Raw genomic sequence first — 16,598 nt, 5'->3', positions numbered from 1 at the left:
ATGATCCCTGGTTGTGCCTGCTTCACGAGGATGAAGCCATGAAGCTGGAGATCCTTCACACGCCCCCGCCCGTCAGTGACACCGAGCGGCCCGTTCCCCGCTGGGCCATGCGCCTGGCTCACGCGCTTCCGCTGCTCCTGCTGCCGTCGTGCCTGTGGCGGCTGCCCTTCGCCCTGCACTTCGAGATGGGGCAGGTCCAGGATCTCGGCATGCCGCCCTATTGGGTGAGCATCCCGTATGTCCTCGGGCTCAGCGTGTTATCGGAAGCGATCGCGATCTTGACCATCGGGCTGGTCCGGTGCTGGGGAGAGGTGGCACCCACCTGGATCCCGATCATCGGCGGCAGACGTATCCGACCGATGTCGGCCGTCGTCCCCGCCATCCTCGGCGGCCTGATTCTCACCCTGCTGTTCACCGACGTCCCGATCTGCGACGGTCGCAGGCTCACCCCGTACGGCATCGTCGACACCGTCGGATACACCAACGACGCCTGGCAGGCGCTTGCGACGGTGTGCACCGCCCCCATCGCCGCATGGGGACCCATCACCATCGCACTCGGGATCGCCTACTACCGCCGCCGAACCGCGCCGTCGCCGGGTCAGAGGTCCTGACAAAAGGCGTTGGACGTGTCGGTGGGTGATGAGACAGGTGGCGAGGCCGAGGAAGGCTTCGTGGATGTCGTCGCGTCTCTCCCGGCGGATGCGCCTGGCCAGCCAAGCCGACGGTCACTTGATCAATAATTTCTGTTAGGGCTTCTGAGTGACCTCCAGTTGTTTGCGCCACCTGAGCGCGCTTGAGGAGGCGTCGCACAACTGATCCACATGCCGCCACCGCCGTGGGGGCTTAGCGTTCTGAGCATGGGCATGAGGAGCTGCGTCGAATGATCGGATCTGCTGAGCAGCCAGATGCAGGCGATCCGCTGGGTGCGGCCTTGGCGGCGGCTGTGCGCCATACGGGTGCCAGGTTCGGGGGTGTCTACCTGGTGGACCCGGATGAATCGGTGATGGGTCTGGTCGCGCTGTGCGGCGTGCCGGTCGACGCCTTCGCGCCGTGGTGGCGGGGCGCCTTCGCCACGCCCGGTCCGATGCAGGATTCGATACGCAACGAGCGGCTCGTGTGGGTGAGTTCCCAGGAAGAGCTGGCGCGCCTCTACCCGCGCGCCGCGGCGAACCTCCCGTATCAACTCGCGTTCGCCATCGCCCCGTTCACACAAGTTCGACACTGCCGGGGGGCGCTGCTGCTCGCCTGGCCTCCCAGTCGCACGCCTGTTTTAAGCCGCGATGAGCGTGAACGCATCGCCTTCAGCGCCCGCCGCATCGCGCGCGTGCTGAGCGCAGATGTCCGCCCTCCGGTCATTCCGGAGCGGCCCCGTTTGGTTCCTCCCCTTCCCGAAAAGCCAACGTCGCAGACCGCGTCGGCGGCGGCCGGCCTGGTCGAACGCCTTCCCCTCGGCACCCTCTCCCTCGACCTTGCGGGGCACGTCACCTGCGTGAACACCGCCGCCGCCGAGCTGCTCGGCAAACCCGCTGAGCAGCTGCTGGGCACCCAGCCGTGGCAGTCACTGGCCTGGCTCAACAACATCACGTACATGGACGGGTATCGCACTGCTCTGAGCAGCCGCGAGAATGTCACCCTGACTGTCCTTCGCCCGCCGGACCAGTGGCTCGACCTCCGCCTCCACACGGACGACAGCGGCACGAGCATCCTCGTCACTCCCCACGGCTCGTCGAGGGCTCTCGGCACGCAGCCCTCCACCGGAGCCGCAGCCTCGCCGGAGAGCCGAATCCATCTTCTGATGTTTCTGGCAGCCGCACTGACCGAAACCGTCGGCGTCCAGGACGTCGTCGACCTGGTCGCCGACCAGGTCCTGCCTGCCTTCGGCGCCCACGGCATGATCATGTCCGCTGCCGACCCCGACCGTATCCGGATCATCGGATACCGCGGCTACGCCCCTGACGTCATCGAGCGGTTGGACGGCCTGCCCGCAGACGCCGATCTGACCCCCGCCGGTCGTGCGATGGCCACCGGCGTGTCCTTGTTCTTCGCCAACCGGGAAGAGCTGGCCCGCCTTTACCCCAAGGTGCCTCAACTCAGCGACAAACAAGCATGGGCCTTCCTGCCGCTGCTGAGTTCCGGACGCCCGATCGGCGCTCTGCTGCTCGCCTACGACGCCCCCCACCGGTTCACCGCCGCCGAGCGTTCCATCCTCACGCCGCTCGCCGGTCTCATCGCCCAGGCCCTGGACCGCGCACGCCTCTACGACGCCAAGCACGGCCTCGCCCACGCCCTGCAGCAGACCCTCCTGCCTCACGCCCTGCCCACGGTGACCGGACTCGATGTAGCGGCCCGTTACCTCCCCGCCAGCCGCGGCGTGAACCTCGGCGGCGACTTCTACGACCTCATCCGCCTCACCGACACCACCGCCGCGGCCGTCATCGGGGACGTGCAAGGCCATGACATGTCGGCAGCCGCCCTCATGGGCCTGGTACGCATGGCCGTCCACTCGCACGCCACGGCTGGGGCCACGCCCGAGCAGGTCCTCACACGCACCGACCGCGACCTCGCCGACCTGAACGCCAGCCGCTTCGTCTCCTGCCTCTACGCCCACCTCGACCTCGCCCACCAGCAGGTGACCCTCGCCAGCGCCGGACACCCGCCCCCGCTCCTTCGACACCCCGACAACCGGACCCAGGCCGTCGCCATCCACCCCGGCCCGCCCCTCGGTGTCGGTCTCGGCACCCACTCCTACCCGCTCACCACGCTGCCGCTGCGCCCGGGAGCGCTCCTCGCCCTCTACACCGACGGCCTCGTGGAGATCCCCGGCACCGACATCGCCCAGACCATCGCCGACCTCGCAGACCGCCTCGGCGAGTGGAGCGGCCTTCCCCTCCACCAACTCGTGGACAACCTCGTCCACCACACTCGCCAAGCTCAGCAACACACCGACGACATCGCCCTACTCCTGCTTCAGCCCAATCACATTGCCGAGTCGGACGCTTGACTGTCCGGCCGAGGACGGCCATTTCCACCAGGATGCGTCGGAGAGGCGTGGCCGCGATCGATTCCATGCCCGCGTCCAGGTCGCCAGATCATCACCGCCCCCGCCGGCCGCGCGTACGGCATCCGGGTGCTCGCGCTTGGTGTACGGCCGGGTCGTCGCGGCGTGGAGCACATCCGTTTCTACGTTGATCGAATGATCATCGGATTCTCTTCCCGGGTGGCCGTGTCGGCCTGTGCGCTCGGTGCGGCAGGGCTTCTGGCCCTGATGCCCGCCGCGGTGGCCAGTTCCGGCGGGGCGGTACCCAGCCCGTCGGCCGCGCCGAGGGCGGCGGCCCCGCACCCCTCGCTGCTGTACCGCCCCGGCACCCAGGTCCGCCCGCGCGCCGGGGCACCCCGCCTCCCGAAGACCTCCGCGCTGTCCTGGCTGGTGGCCGACGCCCGCACCGGGGAGGTGCTCGCCGCTCACAACGCGCACCGCAGGCTGCCCCCGGCCAGCACCCTGAAGACCCTGTTCGCCCTCACGGTGTTGCCCACGCTGCCGGCCGGTATCCGGCACACGGTCCGCAAGGAGGAGCTCCGTGGCATCGGGGCCGGCAGCAGCATGGTCGGGGTCGCCGAAGGCCATACCTACCGGGTCGCCGACCTGTGGCGGGGTGTCTTTCTCAACTCCGGAAACGACGCCGTGCACGTCCTGGCCGAGCTCAACGGCGGCTGGCGGGCCACGGCTGAGCGCATGCAGGCCAAGGCACGGTCCCTCGGCGCCCGCGACACGCGTGTGGTCTCCCCGGACGGCTACGACACGCCGGGCCAGGTGTCGTCGGCCTTCGACCTGGCGGTCTTCGGCATGGTCGGGCTGCGCAACCCCGACTTCGCGCGGTACTGCGCCACCGTCGAGGCCAGGTTCCCGGGCGGCGGAGGCTGGTCGTACCCGATCCGCAACACCAACCGGCTGCTGAGCGGCGCCCGCGGTGTGAAGCCGTACCGGGGGCTGATCGGCATCAAGAACGGCTACACCAGCAAGGCGGGCAACACGCTCGTCGCGGCGGCGCGACGCGACGGGCGCACCCTCGTCGTGACGGTGATGAACCCTCAGAAGGTCGGGGGCTCCGCGGTGTACGAGGAAGCCCGCTCGCTGCTCGACTGGGGCTTCAAGTCGGGCAGGCTGGTCGATCCGGTGGGTTCGCTCGCCGCGTCGAGGGCTGCCGCGCGACCGGCGGCACCGACGCCGTCCGTCGTCGCGACCGCCGTGGCGGAGGAGGCGCAGGAGGCGGACTCCCGTTGGACGGAAGGGGGGCTGATCGCGGGGGCCGCCGGGCTGGGCGCGGCGGTCGTGGTGCTGGTGCTGCGGCTACCGGTCCGCCGGTCCGGAGGCTGCTGACCGGCCGGCAGCCACAGCAGCAGGCCCAGGGTGATCCAGGCGTACGTGTTGCTGCCCAGGAACCCGTCGACGCCGGACGCGTCGTCGAACCACAGCCACACCACGCTGGTGCACAGCACCGCGTACAGGGCGCCCGCGATCCGGGCGTGCCCGGTACGGATCAGCACGGCGAAGGACGGCAGCAGCCACACGAGATGGTGCACCCAGGTGATCGGGCTGACGAGACAGGCGGCGAGGCCGGTCAGGGCGAACGCCGCCGTCCAGTCCCCCGCCGCGACCGCCCGGCGGGCCCGCAGCGCCCACACGCCGAGGACCAGCACGACCGCCGCCGCCCACACCGCCCGGTCCGCCTCGCCGAGCCGGGCCAGGATGCCCTGCACCGACTGGTTCGAGACGTAGCCGAGGCGGCCCACCCGGTCGGTGTCCCACAGCGCCTCGGTCCAGTAGAAGCGTGAGGCGTCGGGGTCCGCCAATGCCGCGAGGGCCGTGGCACCGAGGGCCACGACGGTGGCGACCGCCGCCGCGCGCCACTTCCTGGCCACCAGCAGCAGACCGATGAACAACGCCGGCGTGAGCTTGATCGCGGCCGCCATCCCGATACCGATGCCCGCCCAGCGTGTGCGTCCGGTGGCGAGCAGCGCCGCGTCGGTGAGCACGAGCGCCAGCAGCAGCAGATTCACCTGGCCGAAGCTGAATGTGTCGCGGAGCGGCTCGAACAGTGCGAGGACGCAGGCGGTCAGGGCCCAGCCGTACCATCCGTGGCGCCGCCGGGCCGGGCCGGCGAGCAGCCGCAGGATCAGAGCCAGGGCCGTCAGGTTGAGCAGCAGGGCGGCGGCGATCGCGGTGTGGAGGTCCAGCAGGGCCATCGGCAGCATGACGACGGCGGCGAACGGCGGGTAGGTGAAGCCGTACGGCGTGCCGGGGACCCGGTAGTCGTAGATGCGGCCGCCGTGGTGGACCCAGTGGTCGATGCTTCCGTAGTAGACGCGTAGGTCGAACCAGTCGCGCAGCAGGGGCACGGTCGCCGTGAAGACCGTCACCACCGTGGCGAGGGCGAGCACGAGCAGCAGTCGTCCGCGGTCGGTGCGCGGCAGGGCCGGGGTCATGCCGTGCGTCCCAGCGCAGGTGCCAGCTCGGCCTGGTGGGCCTGCCACAGCACGACGACCGCGAGTGCGCCGCCGGAGACGGCCAGCACGAGTTGTCCGGTGTCGGCCGGGCCGCCGCTGGGCAGGACGGAGAGCGCCAGCACGCCGGTCACGGCCGCCATGCGGTGACGTACGGAGGTACTGGGCGCGGCGGCGGCGATGAGGAACAGGCCCCACAGGGCGTACCAGGGGCGGATCGCCGGGCCGAGCGCGGCCACCGTCGCCAGGCTCAGGCCCAGCGCGTACACCGGTCGCGGACGCAGCCGGAGCCATATCAGGACGATCGCGCCCCCGGCCGCCACGACGCCCAGCGCGTGCCAGGCGGGGATCGCCAGGGGTGCGAGGTCGCTGCCGAGGTGTTCCAGCAGGGCTCGGGTGGCGCGGCCGAGCAGGGTGGTCAGGGCCCAGTTCTGGGGTGAGACGGGGGTGTTCAGGGCGCCGATCCAGCCGTATCCGGTGCCCGCCGCGGCCGTGGCCGCGACGGTCGTTCCCGCGGCCGCGACGGCGGTCGGCAGGAGGGCCTTCGCCGTACTGCGGCCCGCGCGGACCTGGAGGACGACGACGGCGGTTAGCCCGAGCGCGGCGGGTGCCTTGACCAGCGCGGCGAGCGTGACGAGGACGGCGCCGAGGAACGGCCACCGGCCGAGCGCCGCCACCAGGCCGGAGCCGAGCAGGCCCAGCATGACGGCGTCGTTGTGGGCGCCCGCGACCAGGTGCAGCAGGACGAGCGGGTTGAGGGCGCCCAGCCACAGCGCGGCGGACGGGTCGGCGCCGCTGTGGCGGGCGAGGCGGGGCAGCGCGGCCGTCATCAGGGCCACGCCGGCGAGCGCGACGAGCCGCATCCCGAACAGCCCGGCGGGCAGTTCGCCGCTCGTCAGCGCCGACAGGGCCGCCGCGACGGCGAGGAACACCGGCCCGTACGGGGCGCCGGTGTGGCGCCAGAGCGGGGCGACCTCGCCGGCGAGCGGGCCGCCGAGCTGCGACGGCCCGTGCGCGTAGACGTCCATGTGCGCGTCGACCATCGCCCCTTGGGCGAGGTAGCTGTACACGTCCCGGCTGAACAGCGGCGGGGCGAGCAGCAGCGGGGCGGCCCAGACGGCGAGGACGAGCAGCAGGGCGCGGGGGGCGGGCGGTCTCGGTCCTCGGACCAGACGGCCCAGCAGTGCCCAGGCCGCGATCAGCAGGACGAGTCCGAAGTACACCGCCACCAGGCCGAGGGCGGCGCGTGCGGAGGCCGGGTGGAGGAGGTCCCGTACGGGCAGGGCTCCGGCCGTCTCACCGCCTGCCGCGAGGAAGGCGGTACCGGCCAGGCCGAGTATCTGGCAGCGGCGGAGATCGACGGGGAAAGCCATGGCCAACACTCGGGCAGCGTGTCAACGTGGGGTGGCTTCATGGCGACGTGGAGCCCTCTGGCGGGGAGCGGGAATGTGACCGGCCGGTGATCAGGTGCGGGCCGGCGGGGGCCGGAGAGCGTCTGCCGGGTTCGGTGGTGTGCGGGCTGCGGGCTCGTCGTGGCTTGTCGCGCGGTTCCCCGCACCCCTGAGGCAGCACAGCACGCCCTGCCCGGAAGTTCTGTCAGAACACTGACAGTCCGGTCAGCGTCGTGAATCTGTCCAGGGCGGCCACGCCCGCCACCGAGTTGCCCCGTTCGTCCAGGCCCGGGCTCCACACGCACAGCGTGCAGCGGCCCGGCACGACCGCGATGATGCCGCCGCCCACGCCGCTCTTGCCGGGCAGGCCCACTCGGTAGGCGAAGTCGCCCGCCGCGTCGTACGTGCCGCAGGTCAGCATGATCGCGTTGATCTGCTTGGCCTGGCTGAGGCTGAGCAGACGGGTGCCGTCGGCGCGGATGCCGTGCCGGGCGAGGAAGGTGGTGGCGAGGGCGAGGTCGGCGCAGGAGGCCGCGATCGAGCACTGCCGGAAGTACTGGTCGAGCAGGACCGGCACGGGGTTGTCGATGTTGCCGTAGGACGCCATGAAGTGCCCGAGTGCGGCGTTGCGGTCGCCGTGCGCGGATTCGGAGGCCTCGACCTCCTTGTCGAAGGTGAGGTCCTGGTTGCCGCTCTCCGCCCGCAGGAACGACAGCAGTTCGCCCGACGCGTCGCCGGTACGGGTGTGCAGCCGGTCGGTGACGACGAGGGCGCCCGCGTTGATGAACGGGTTGCGCGGGATGCCGTTCTCGTACTCCAGCTGGACCAGGGAGTTGAAGGGGTTGCCGGAGGGCTCGCGGCCCACGTGTTCCCACAGGGCGTCGCCCTCGCGGGCCAGGTCGAGGGCGAGGGTGAAGACCTTGGTGATGGACTGCACGGAGAACGGCCGCCGCCACTCCCCCACGCCGTACACCGTGCCGTCCGGCTCGGCGACGGCCATGCCGAAGCTGCGCGGGTCGCAGGCGGCGAGCGCCGGGATGTAGTCGGCGGGCCTGCCACGGCCGGCAGTCCGCTCGACCTCCTCGGCGATGCGCTCCAGGACCGGCTGGAAGCTGGTCGACGACGTCATCTCGATTGTCTCCTCCGTGCCGGTCCCGGTGCGCTCGCGTAGGTCAGGCCGCCGGAGCCGGACCGCTGCCCGCCAGGACCTCGGGGCGCAGCAGGCCGGCGAGTGTCTCGGCGGGCAGCAGGCCCTTCTCCAGGACGAGTTCCGCCACGCCCCGGCCGGTGGCGAGGGCCTCCTTGGCGATGTCGGTGGCGGCCGTGTAGCCGATGTGCGGGTTGAGGGCGGTGACGAGGCCGATGGAGTTCTCGACGGTCGCGCGCAGCGTCTCGGTGTTGGCGGTGATGCCGGCCACGCAGCGTTCGGCGAGGGTGAGGCAGGCCGCGCGGAGGTGGGTGACGGACTCCGACAGGGAGTGCAGGATGATCGGCTCGAAGGCGTTGAGCTGGAGCTGTCCGGCCTCGGCGGCCATGGTGATGGTGACGTCGTTGCCGATCACCTCGAAGGCGACCTGGTTGACGACTTCGGGGATCACCGGGTTGACCTTGCCGGGCATGATCGACGAACCGGCCTGCACCGGCGGCAGGTTGATCTCGCCGAGCCCGGCACGCGGGCCGGAGGACAGCAGCCGCAGGTCGTTGCAGCTCTTGGAGAGCTTGACCGCGATGCGCTTGAGCACGCCGGACATCTGGACGAAGGCGCCGCAGTCCTGGGTCGCCTCGACCAGGTTGGCCGCCGTCACGAGGGGCAGGCCGGTGATGGCCGCGAGGTGGCGGCGGGCCGACTCGGCGTATCCGGCGGGGGCGTTGAGGCCGGTGCCGATCGCCGTGGCGCCGAGGTTGATCTCATGGATCAGCTCGACGGCCTCGGCAAGACGGGACCGGTCCTCGTCAATCATGACGGCGTACGCCGAGAACTCCTGACCGAGCGTCATGGGCACCGCGTCCTGCAACTGTGTACGGCCCATCTTGAGCACGTCGCGGAACTCGACGGCTTTGCGGGCGAAGGCGTCCTGGAGGACGGACATCGCGTCGAGCAGACCGCGGACCGCGAACACCGTCGCGATCTTGACGGCGGTCGGGTAGACGTCGTTGGTGGACTGGCCGAGGTTGACGTCCTCGTTCGGGTGCAGGTACCCGTACTCGCCCTTGGCGTGGCCCAGCAGTTCCAGCGCCCGGTTCGCCACGACCTCGTTGGCGTTCATGTTGGTGGAGGTGCCGGCGCCGCCCTGGACGACGTCGACGACGAACTGGTCGTGCAGCTTGCCGTCGCGGATCTCCCGGCAGGCCTCGACGATGGCGGCGGCCTTCTTCGGGTCCAGCAGGCCGAGTTCCTCGTTGGCGAGGGCGGCGGCCTCCTTGACGGCGGCGAGGGCGTCGATCAGGTGCGGGTAGGCGGAGATGGGCGTGCCCGTGATGGGGAAGTTCTCCGTGGCCCGCAGGGTGTGCACACCCCAGTAGGCCTCGGCGGGAACATCACGGTCACCGAGCAGATCGTGTTCGGAACGGGTGGCGGCGGTCATGAAGGTGAGGGTCCTCTTCATCTGACGGGGTGAGGGTGAATGCCCCGAGGGGCGCGGGGCTGTATTGATGTGCGGCTACCGCCGCGCGGACGCGATCAACCACGGACGGCCCGCGGACCGGCGACGACCCGCAGCTCCCGATCGGTTCGGCGCTGCGCTACACGGAGGCCGCGGACGGAACCGGATCCAGCGCGCGAACCGGCCGCACACGTCCGACCTCCCGGCCGCCCCCGAGCAGCGGCTCACCCGCGAACTCGGAGAGCAGCTCCGGATCGACACCCGCCCGGGCCAACGCCGCGGCAGCAACCGGCACACGCGCGCGATTCGCCCCATCCGCGATCTTCACCGCGACAGCCCGCCCGTCGGCCAGCGCAGCGACCTGCACGCCCTCGAAGCCGTCCTTCGTGAGCAGCCCTGGCACCGCCCGCATCAGCGCGGCGACGTCCCGGCCGGAGCCCGAGGCCATCTCGGCGTGCTCGCGCATCGCGTCGGCGACGCGGGCCTCGGGCGTGCCCGGCGCGGCGGTGATGATCCGGGCGGTGGCACGGGCGAGGCCGTGCAGGGAGATGGAGAACAGGGGCGCGCCGCAGCCGTCGACGGTGACCCGGGCGATGCGCTGCCCGGTGAGGTCCTCGACGATCTCGGCGATGGCCTGCTGGAGCGGGTGGCCGGGGTCGAGGTAGTTCTCCAGCGGCCAGCCGTTGAGGACGCAGGTGTAGAGCATGGCCGCGTGCTTGCCGGAGCAGTTCTGGGCGATCCGGGAGGGCAGCCGGCCCTCGCGCACCCAGGCGTCCCGGACGACCGGGTCGAACGGCAGGTCCGGGACGTTGCGCAGGTGGTCCTCGGTGAGCCCGGCGAGTTCGAGGATGCGCCGGGTACCGGCGAGGTGGCGTTCCTCGCCGGAGTGGCTGGCCGCGGTCAGCGACAGCAAGTCGCCGTCGAGCGGGAGCCCGGCCCGGGCCATGGCCACGGCCTGGACGGGCTTGATCGCGGAGCGCGGGTAGAAGGCGGCCTCGATGTCTCCGATCTGGAGTTGGACCTCTCCGTCGGTGCCGAGGACGACGACGGAGCCGTAGTGGATGCCTTCGACGATTCCGCCGCGTATGAGGTGGGCGACGGGTGCGTGGACGGGTTCACGGACAAGGGGTGCGTCCGCGGGGGAACTGCTGTACATCACTGCCTGCTTCTCGTGGAGCGGCGCGTCTGTCACGCGTCGGCTCCGGTGGTGGACTTGCGCGCGACACGGCCGCGGACGGCGAACCATCCGGCGACCAGTGCCCCGACGATCAGCGGCAGGCACAGCACTGTGGTGCGTCCCGCGCCGCCGTCGGCGTACATGAGGACCAGGACGGAGGCGAGGAATACCAGCGTCACGATCTCGGTCCAGGGGGAGCCCGGCAGCCGGTAGCCCGGGCGGGTCAGCTCGCCCTTCTGGGTCTTCTGCCAGAAGAGGAGGTGACAGAGCATGATCATGCCCCAGGTGGAGAGGATACCGATCGCCGCGAAGTTCAGCACGATCTCGAACGCCTCGGCGGGCACGACGAAGTTGAGGCCGACGCCCAGGACGCAGATGCCGCTGGTGAGCAGGATGCCGCCGTACGGGACCTGGCTGCGGCTCATGACGGAGGTGAACTTGGGCGCGGATCCGGCCATGGCCATGGAGCGCAGGATGCGCCCGGTGGAGTACAGGCCGGAGTTGAGGGAGGACATCGCGGCGGTGAGTACCACGAGGTTCATCACGCCGCCGGCCGCCGGGACGCCGATGTTGGACAGCACCGTGACGAAGGGGCTCTCCCCCGCCGTGTACTTGTTCCACGGCAGCAGCATCGACAGCAGGACGACGGAGCCGACGTAGAACAGGCCCACGCGCCACATGATCGAGTTGATCGCCTTCGGCATGATCTTCTCGGGGTTCTGGGTCTCACCGGCCGCGACGCCGACCAGTTCGACGGAGGCGTAGGCGAAGACGACGCCCTGGATGATCAGCAGCATGGGCAGCAGGCCGTGCGGGAAGACGCCGCCGTTGTCGGTGATCAGGGACGGGCCCGGGTGGTGGCCGTCGACGGGGTGCTGGGTGACCAGCAGGAAGATGCCTATGCACATGAAGACGACGAGCGCGCCGACCTTGATGATCGCGAACCAGAACTCCAGCTCGCCGAAGATCTTCACCGAGATCAGGTTCACGGTGAGCACGACCGCCAGGGCGATGAGCGCGATCACCCACTGCGGGATGTCGGAGAACATGCCCCAGTAGTGGGTGTAGGTGGCCACGGCGGTGATGTCGGCGATGCCGGTGGTCGCCCAGTTGAGGAAGTACATCCAGCCGGCGGTGTAGGCGCCCTTCTCCCCCATGAACTCGCGGGCGTACGACACGAAGGCGCCGGAGGAGGGCCGGTACAGCACGAGTTCGCCCAGGGCGCGCACGACGAGGAAGGCGAAGAGTCCGCAGACCGCGTAGGCGATGAAGAGGGAGGGGCCGGCGCCGGCGAGGCGGCCGCCGGCGCCGAGGAAGAGGCCGGTGCCGATGGCGCCGCCGATGGCGATCATGTTGACGTGCCGGGACTTCAGGGACTTGCTGTAGCCGGCGTCTCCGGCGTCGACATGGCCGGAACGTTTCTGCACGCCTTCGTGCAGGGACTGCTCGCTCACGCCTCGGGTCCGCCTTCCGTGGGGGTGTCCGTGCGCGGGGAACGCACGATGTCGGTGAGGGTCGTCTCGACGCGGTCGAGGTGGTGGGCCATGGCCTCCACCGCGTCGTTCTCGGAACCGTCGGTCAGCGCCTCGACGATCGCCCTGTGCTCGCGGTTGGACTGCTCGCGGCGGCCGCCCAGCTCGTTGAGGAAGGCGGACTGGCGGGCCAGCGCGTCCCGGATCTCCTCGATGACCCGGCGGAAGACCGGGTTCTGGGCGGCCTCGGCCACGGCGAGGTGGAACAGCGTGTCCATCGCGACCCAGGCGGTGGTGTCCGTCTCCCGTTCCATCCGGTCCAGCAGATGGGCCAGGTGGTCGAGGTTCTCCGGGGTACGGCGCCGGGCCGCGTACCCGGCGACCGGGATCTCGACGTGGCGGCGCACCTCCAGCAGGTCGCTGGCCGAGTAGTCGCCGAAGGTGGGGTCCTCGACTGTACTGGCGACGACGAAGGTGCCCTTGCCGGTCCTGGAGACGGTCAGGCCCATGGTCTGCAGCGCCCGCAGCGCCTCGCGCAGCACGGGCCGGGAGACCTCCAGGGTGCGGCACAGCTCCGCCTCGGAGGGGAGCTTGTCGCCGATCGCGTAGTCGCCGCGCTCGATGGCGTCGCGCAGATGCGCCAGCACCGCTTCCATGGCGCTGACGCGACGCACAGGCTGTCCGGCTGTCCGGCTGTCTGACAGGTTCACGGGGGTGATCCTCCGGGGCGTGCGAGGCACCTGTCAAGGGCCCGAAAGGAAAGGTTCAGGGGGCCGGAAGCCGGCGTTCACGCTCTCGGCCCCGGCTCCCTGCGACGGGTCAGCTGTGCAGCACACCGGCTCCGAGCAGGCCGAACAGCAGCACTCCCACGACGATCCGGTAGATCACGAAGGCGTTGAAGGAGTGCTTGGCGACGAACTTCAGCAGCCAGGCGATGGAGCCGTAGGCCACCACGAAGGACACGATCGTGCCGATGGCGAGCGGGGCCGCGCCCACGCCGGTGCCCAGGGCGTCCTTGAGTTCGTAGAGGCCTGCGCCGGTCAGGGCGGGGATACCGAGGAAGAAGGAGAGCCGGGTGGCGGCGACGCGGTCCAGGTCGAGGATCAGCGCCGTGGACATGGTGGCGCCGGAGCGGGAGAAGCCGGGGAAGAGCAGGGCGAGGATCTGGGAGCTGCCGACGAGCATGGCGTCCTTGAACGAGGTGTCGTCCTCGCCGCGCTTGTGCCGGCCCATCTGGTCCGCCGCCCACATCACCCCGCTGCCGACGATCAGTGAGCCTGCCACCACCCACAGCGAGGCGAGCGGGCCCTCGATGAGCGGCTTGGCGGCGAGTCCGACGGCGACGATCGGGATGGTGGCGCAGATGACCCACCAGGCGAACTTGTAGTCGTGGTGGTACCGCTCCTCGCGGTCGCGCAGGCCCCGCCCCCAGGCGGAGACGATCCGCACGATGTCCTTGAAGAAGTACACGAGCACCGCGGCGATCGCGCCGACCTGGATGACCGCCGAGAACCCGACCACGGCACTGTCGGCGACGGGGATGCCCATCAGCCCTTCGACGATCTTCAGATGGCCGGTGGAGGAGACGGGCAGGAACTCGGTCACCCCCTCGACGGCTCCGAGGACGACGGCCTGACCGACGCTGATGACGCTCATGGGATCCAGTTCTGTGCGGGGAGAGGCGGGCGTGGAGAGGACCGTCCTACTACACGCGGGCGAGAACGGATCTCACAGACGCGCCAGCGCCACCCCCGCGAACGCCGCCCCGAGACCGGCCGCCAGGCTCGCCGCCACGTTGAGGACGGCGTAGCCGCGGGCCCCCGTCTCCACCAGCCGCAGCGTCTCGTAGGAGAACGTCGAGTACGTCGTCAGGGCCCCGCACAGACCCGTGCCGAGCAGCAGTTGGACGTGTCCGGCGACGCCGGTGAGCAGGCCGAGGATCAGGCAGCCGGTGACGTTCACCGCGAAGGTGCCCCAGGGGAAGACGGAGTCGTGCCGGGACTGCACCGCGCGGTCGGTGAGGTAGCGCAGCGGGGCGCCGACCATCGCGCCCCCGACGACCATCAGCCAGTTCACAACGACCTCTTACCCTTCGGGTCCGTTTCGCCCGGGGTGTCCTCCCGGCCGGTGGTGGGGGTGCCCCCGGTCGAGCGAAGCCGAGACCGGGGGAGGATGACCTCGCAGTCGTCGAGGGTCACCAGGCCCTCGGTGACGAGTTCGTCGAGCTGGGGCAGGAAGGCCCGGACACGTGGCTCGGTATCGACGATCACGACGGCGACCGGCAGGTCCTCGCTCAGGGACAGCAGCCGCGAGGTGTGGATCAGCGAGGAGGCTCCGAAACCCTCGATGCCCCGGAAGACACTGGCGCCCGCGAGGCCCGCCGCGTGGGCCCGGTGGACGATCTCCGAGTAGAGCGGCTTGTGGTGCCAGGTGTCGTTCTCGCCGACGAAGACGGTCAGGCGCAGGGCCCTGCCGGTCAGCCGTGTCATGGCTGCCTCCGTTTCAGGGCACGGCGGGTCGACCAGGCCGCGAGCCACACCGCCGTGAGTGCCGCGAGGGGGGTCGCGGCGAGGTAGGTCAGGCCGGGGCGGAGGTGGCCGCTGTCGGCCAGCTTCTGGATGTCGACGGCGTAGGTCGAGAAGGTCGTGAAACCCCCGAGGACGCCGGTGCCGAAGAAGGGGCGGACCAGGCGGTGGGCGGCCCGGACCTCGGTGATGACCACCATGAACACGCCGATCACGGCACAGCCGGCGACGTTGACCCAGAAGGTCGTCCAGGGGAAACCGCCCGTGTGCGAGGGCCACCACAGGAACGCCGCGTACCGGGCGGCGGCCCCCGCTCCCCCGCCGAGTGCCACCACCGCGACGACCGGCGCCTGGGCTCGCCAGGCGGGCGGGTGTGGAGCGGAGGGCTGGATGCGGAGGCTTTCCGCCTCGGGGGCCGTCATGGTCGTACGTCTCCTACTCGCCGGGGCCCGGGGTCGTGCGGGCGCGTGCCGTCGCAAGTAGGGACCGTTGGCGGCGTCCGTGCCGCGGTTCGGGTACGGCGGGCCCCACCGCCGCGCCGCGAGAGGTGTCGCGGCCGGGGTTCAGGTTAACCCCGGTGGCGAACCGGCGTCACTTCGGGGCGGGCGGCTCGCAGACCGCCACGCCCGGCTCCCAGAGGCTGCCCAGCACGAGGTGTCCGCCCGCTTCGCACACGCTGGTGACCATCCGGTAGCCGGAGTGGCGGCGGGCGAGGTGGTGGACGACGCTCCCCTCGTCGTCGAAGGCCAGGACGGCGATGGTGCCGGTGGGGCGGAAGGGGGCGCGTACGGCCACGCGGGCGGCGGCGCGCCGGACCGCGGGTGTGCTGCGGTGGAGCACGTCGAGGGCGGGGACGCGGGGCCCGGCCAGCGCGACCCATACCGGTCCGTCCGGGGTGCCGCGCCAGAGGTTGTCGGGCATGCCCGGAAGATTCTCGGCGAAGGGCTCGCTCCGGCCGGCCCCGGGTCCCGTGAGCCGGTAGCGGGTGAGGCGGCGGGCGCCCGTCTCGGCGACGACGAGGAACGACTCGTCGGCTCCGGCGGCGAGCCCGTTGGCGAACTGGAGGCCGTCCAGCACCACCTCGGGTGTGTCCTCGCCGGGGGCGAGGCGCAGCAGCCGTCCCGTTCCGGTGTGTTCGGCGATGTCGCCGATCCAGTGGTCCAGGGGGTAGCGGCGGCTGGAGACGGTGAAGTACACACTGCCGTCGGAGAGGGACACGACGTTGCTGGCGAACCGCAGCCGCTCCCCCGCCACCGAGTCGGCGAGGACGCGGACCGTGCCGTCGCCGGTGCCGACGCGCAGCAGTCCGCGTTCGGCGTCGCACACCAGCAGGTCGCCGTCCGGGAGGAGTTCGAGTCCGAGCGGCCTGCCGCCGGTCTCGGCGATCATCTCGCCGCGGGCTGTCAGCGGGTCCCCCAGGCCGTCCAGGCGCAGGATGCGGCCGTCCGCCAGGCCTGTCAGCACGCGGCCGCGGGGGTCGGCGATCACGTCCTCGGGGCCGTGGCCCACCGCGACGTAGTGGCGTGGGACGAGTGCCGTGGGACGGTCCATCGCGCGTGTGTCCTTCACCCTCGGGGGAGATTCCGCTGTACCGGGTCGTACCGGGTGGCCTACCAGCCCTTTTCAAACATCCGGGCGACCTCGGCGATCCGCATCTCGTCGCGGTGGTAGTGCACGCGGCCCGCGGACCGGCTGGTGCGCAGCATGCCGGTGGCCTCGAGCAGCCGTAGGTGGGTGACGGCGACCGGGCGGGGCAGGGAGAACCTCTCGGCAACGGCGTCCGCGGTGACGCCGTGCGCGGCGGGGCCGGGTTCCTTCAACCAGGCCAGGATGCGCAGGCGCGTCTCGTCCGTGGGAGTCCTCAGCATGTCGTGCCCCTGCCTCGCGGCTCTGGTCCTCTTACCGCGTCTTCCCACTGTCTCGCAGTC

Annotated in this window: 15 protein-coding genes and 1 pseudogene; 3 read left to right on the top strand and 13 right to left on the bottom strand. The window is 71.1% G+C overall.

Annotated elements, in window-relative coordinates; translation table 11 throughout:
- The first annotated feature begins 38 nt into the window (after positions 1–38).
- The 3 genes and pseudogenes from ACZ6TU_RS28910 to ACZ6TU_RS28900 all read left to right on the top strand — a co-directional run.
- Positions 39–611 (top strand): hypothetical protein, encoded by a 573-nt coding sequence (locus ACZ6TU_RS28910; RefSeq protein ID WP_467677602.1) that lies wholly within the window; start codon positions 39–41, stop codon positions 609–611.
- A 269-nt stretch (positions 612–880) separates the two neighbouring features.
- Complete coding sequence (locus ACZ6TU_RS28905) at positions 881–3,001, top strand: GAF domain-containing SpoIIE family protein phosphatase (RefSeq protein ID WP_467677600.1); 2,121 nt, start codon at positions 881–883, stop codon at positions 2,999–3,001.
- 192 nt (positions 3,002–3,193) lie between these two features.
- Positions 3,194–4,030 (top strand): annotated as a pseudogene (locus ACZ6TU_RS28900) (D-alanyl-D-alanine carboxypeptidase family protein); the annotation flags it as partial.
- Positions 4,031–4,089: 59 nt separating this feature from the next.
- Here ACZ6TU_RS28900 and ACZ6TU_RS28895 read toward each other — a convergent pair.
- The 13 genes from ACZ6TU_RS28895 to ACZ6TU_RS28835 form a co-directional block, all read right to left on the bottom strand.
- Complete coding sequence (locus tag ACZ6TU_RS28895) at positions 4,090–5,484, bottom strand: glycosyltransferase 87 family protein (protein ID WP_467677598.1); 1,395 nt, start codon at positions 5,482–5,484, stop codon at positions 4,090–4,092.
- Positions 5,481–6,875, bottom strand: a complete 1,395-nt coding sequence (gene mptB, locus ACZ6TU_RS28890; RefSeq protein WP_467677596.1) for a polyprenol phosphomannose-dependent alpha 1,6 mannosyltransferase MptB — start codon at positions 6,873–6,875, stop codon at positions 5,481–5,483. Before mptB ends, ACZ6TU_RS28895 begins: the two co-directional genes overlap by 4 nt.
- A gap of 223 nt (positions 6,876–7,098) precedes the next feature.
- A complete protein-coding gene (locus ACZ6TU_RS28885; RefSeq protein ID WP_467677594.1) occupies positions 7,099–8,022 on the bottom strand; it encodes a glutaminase in 924 nt (307 codons plus the stop codon).
- 43 nt (positions 8,023–8,065) lie between these two features.
- Positions 8,066–9,478: an aspartate ammonia-lyase gene (aspA, locus tag ACZ6TU_RS28880; protein ID WP_467677592.1), complete on the bottom strand. Its 1,413-nt coding sequence runs from the start codon at positions 9,476–9,478 to the stop codon at positions 8,066–8,068.
- A gap of 157 nt (positions 9,479–9,635) precedes the next feature.
- Positions 9,636–10,652, bottom strand: coding sequence for an asparaginase (locus ACZ6TU_RS28875; protein ID WP_467677721.1), 1,017 nt, complete (start codon positions 10,650–10,652; stop codon positions 9,636–9,638).
- A 32-nt stretch (positions 10,653–10,684) separates the two neighbouring features.
- Positions 10,685–12,127, bottom strand: coding sequence for an amino acid permease (locus tag ACZ6TU_RS28870; protein WP_467677590.1), 1,443 nt, complete (start codon positions 12,125–12,127; stop codon positions 10,685–10,687).
- Positions 12,124–12,801: a FadR/GntR family transcriptional regulator gene (locus tag ACZ6TU_RS28865; protein WP_086847753.1), complete on the bottom strand. Its 678-nt coding sequence runs from the start codon at positions 12,799–12,801 to the stop codon at positions 12,124–12,126. The genes ACZ6TU_RS28870 and ACZ6TU_RS28865 overlap by 4 nt, the downstream gene beginning before the upstream one ends.
- 163 nt (positions 12,802–12,964) lie before the next feature.
- On the bottom strand, positions 12,965–13,801 hold the full coding sequence (locus ACZ6TU_RS28860; RefSeq protein WP_467677588.1) for an undecaprenyl-diphosphate phosphatase: 837 nt from the start codon (positions 13,799–13,801) through the stop codon (positions 12,965–12,967).
- A 72-nt stretch (positions 13,802–13,873) separates the two neighbouring features.
- On the bottom strand, positions 13,874–14,221 hold the full coding sequence (gene crcB, locus ACZ6TU_RS28855) for a fluoride efflux transporter CrcB (RefSeq protein WP_467677586.1): 348 nt from the start codon (positions 14,219–14,221) through the stop codon (positions 13,874–13,876).
- On the bottom strand, positions 14,218–14,634 hold the full coding sequence (locus ACZ6TU_RS28850) for a DUF190 domain-containing protein (RefSeq protein ID WP_467677584.1): 417 nt from the start codon (positions 14,632–14,634) through the stop codon (positions 14,218–14,220). Before ACZ6TU_RS28850 ends, crcB (ACZ6TU_RS28855) begins: the two co-directional genes overlap by 4 nt.
- On the bottom strand, positions 14,631–15,092 hold the full coding sequence (gene crcB / locus ACZ6TU_RS28845; RefSeq protein WP_467677582.1) for a fluoride efflux transporter CrcB: 462 nt from the start codon (positions 15,090–15,092) through the stop codon (positions 14,631–14,633). The genes ACZ6TU_RS28850 and crcB (ACZ6TU_RS28845) overlap by 4 nt, the downstream gene beginning before the upstream one ends.
- Before the next feature lie 169 nt (positions 15,093–15,261).
- Entirely contained in the window at positions 15,262–16,221 is a 960-nt protein-coding gene (locus ACZ6TU_RS28840) for an SMP-30/gluconolactonase/LRE family protein (RefSeq protein ID WP_467677581.1), read from the bottom strand.
- Positions 16,222–16,280: 59 nt separating this feature from the next.
- Positions 16,281–16,538, bottom strand: a complete 258-nt coding sequence (locus ACZ6TU_RS28835; RefSeq protein ID WP_467677579.1) for an ArsR/SmtB family transcription factor — start codon at positions 16,536–16,538, stop codon at positions 16,281–16,283.
- Between the last annotated feature and the right edge of the window lie 60 nt (positions 16,539–16,598).

The organism is Streptomyces sp. NPDC052064 (assembly GCF_055585925.1).
This window is presented reverse-complemented; position numbering and strand designations above follow the sequence as displayed.

Coding starts and splice junctions, on each gene's coding strand:
- ACZ6TU_RS28885 (WP_467677594.1), bottom strand. CDS start 8,022: ATGACGTCGTCGACCAGCTTCCAGCCGGTCCTGGAGCGCATCGCCGAG.
- ACZ6TU_RS28865 (WP_086847753.1), bottom strand. CDS start 12,801: ATGGAAGCGGTGCTGGCGCATCTGCGCGACGCCATCGAGCGCGGCGAC.
- ACZ6TU_RS28875 (WP_467677721.1), bottom strand. CDS start 10,652: ATGTACAGCAGTTCCCCCGCGGACGCACCCCTTGTCCGTGAACCCGTC.
- ACZ6TU_RS28910 (WP_467677602.1), top strand. CDS start 39: ATGAAGCTGGAGATCCTTCACACGCCCCCGCCCGTCAGTGACACCGAG.
- ACZ6TU_RS28840 (WP_467677581.1), bottom strand. CDS start 16,221: ATGGACCGTCCCACGGCACTCGTCCCACGCCACTACGTCGCGGTGGGC.
- mptB (WP_467677596.1), bottom strand. CDS start 6,875: ATGGCTTTCCCCGTCGATCTCCGCCGCTGCCAGATACTCGGCCTGGCC.
- ACZ6TU_RS28835 (WP_467677579.1), bottom strand. CDS start 16,538: ATGCTGAGGACTCCCACGGACGAGACGCGCCTGCGCATCCTGGCCTGG.
- ACZ6TU_RS28850 (WP_467677584.1), bottom strand. CDS start 14,634: ATGACACGGCTGACCGGCAGGGCCCTGCGCCTGACCGTCTTCGTCGGC.
- ACZ6TU_RS28860 (WP_467677588.1), bottom strand. CDS start 13,801: ATGAGCGTCATCAGCGTCGGTCAGGCCGTCGTCCTCGGAGCCGTCGAG.
- aspA (WP_467677592.1), bottom strand. CDS start 9,478: ATGACCGCCGCCACCCGTTCCGAACACGATCTGCTCGGTGACCGTGAT.
- ACZ6TU_RS28895 (WP_467677598.1), bottom strand. CDS start 5,484: ATGACCCCGGCCCTGCCGCGCACCGACCGCGGACGACTGCTGCTCGTG.
- crcB (WP_467677582.1), bottom strand. CDS start 15,092: ATGACGGCCCCCGAGGCGGAAAGCCTCCGCATCCAGCCCTCCGCTCCA.
- ACZ6TU_RS28905 (WP_467677600.1), top strand. CDS start 881: ATGATCGGATCTGCTGAGCAGCCAGATGCAGGCGATCCGCTGGGTGCG.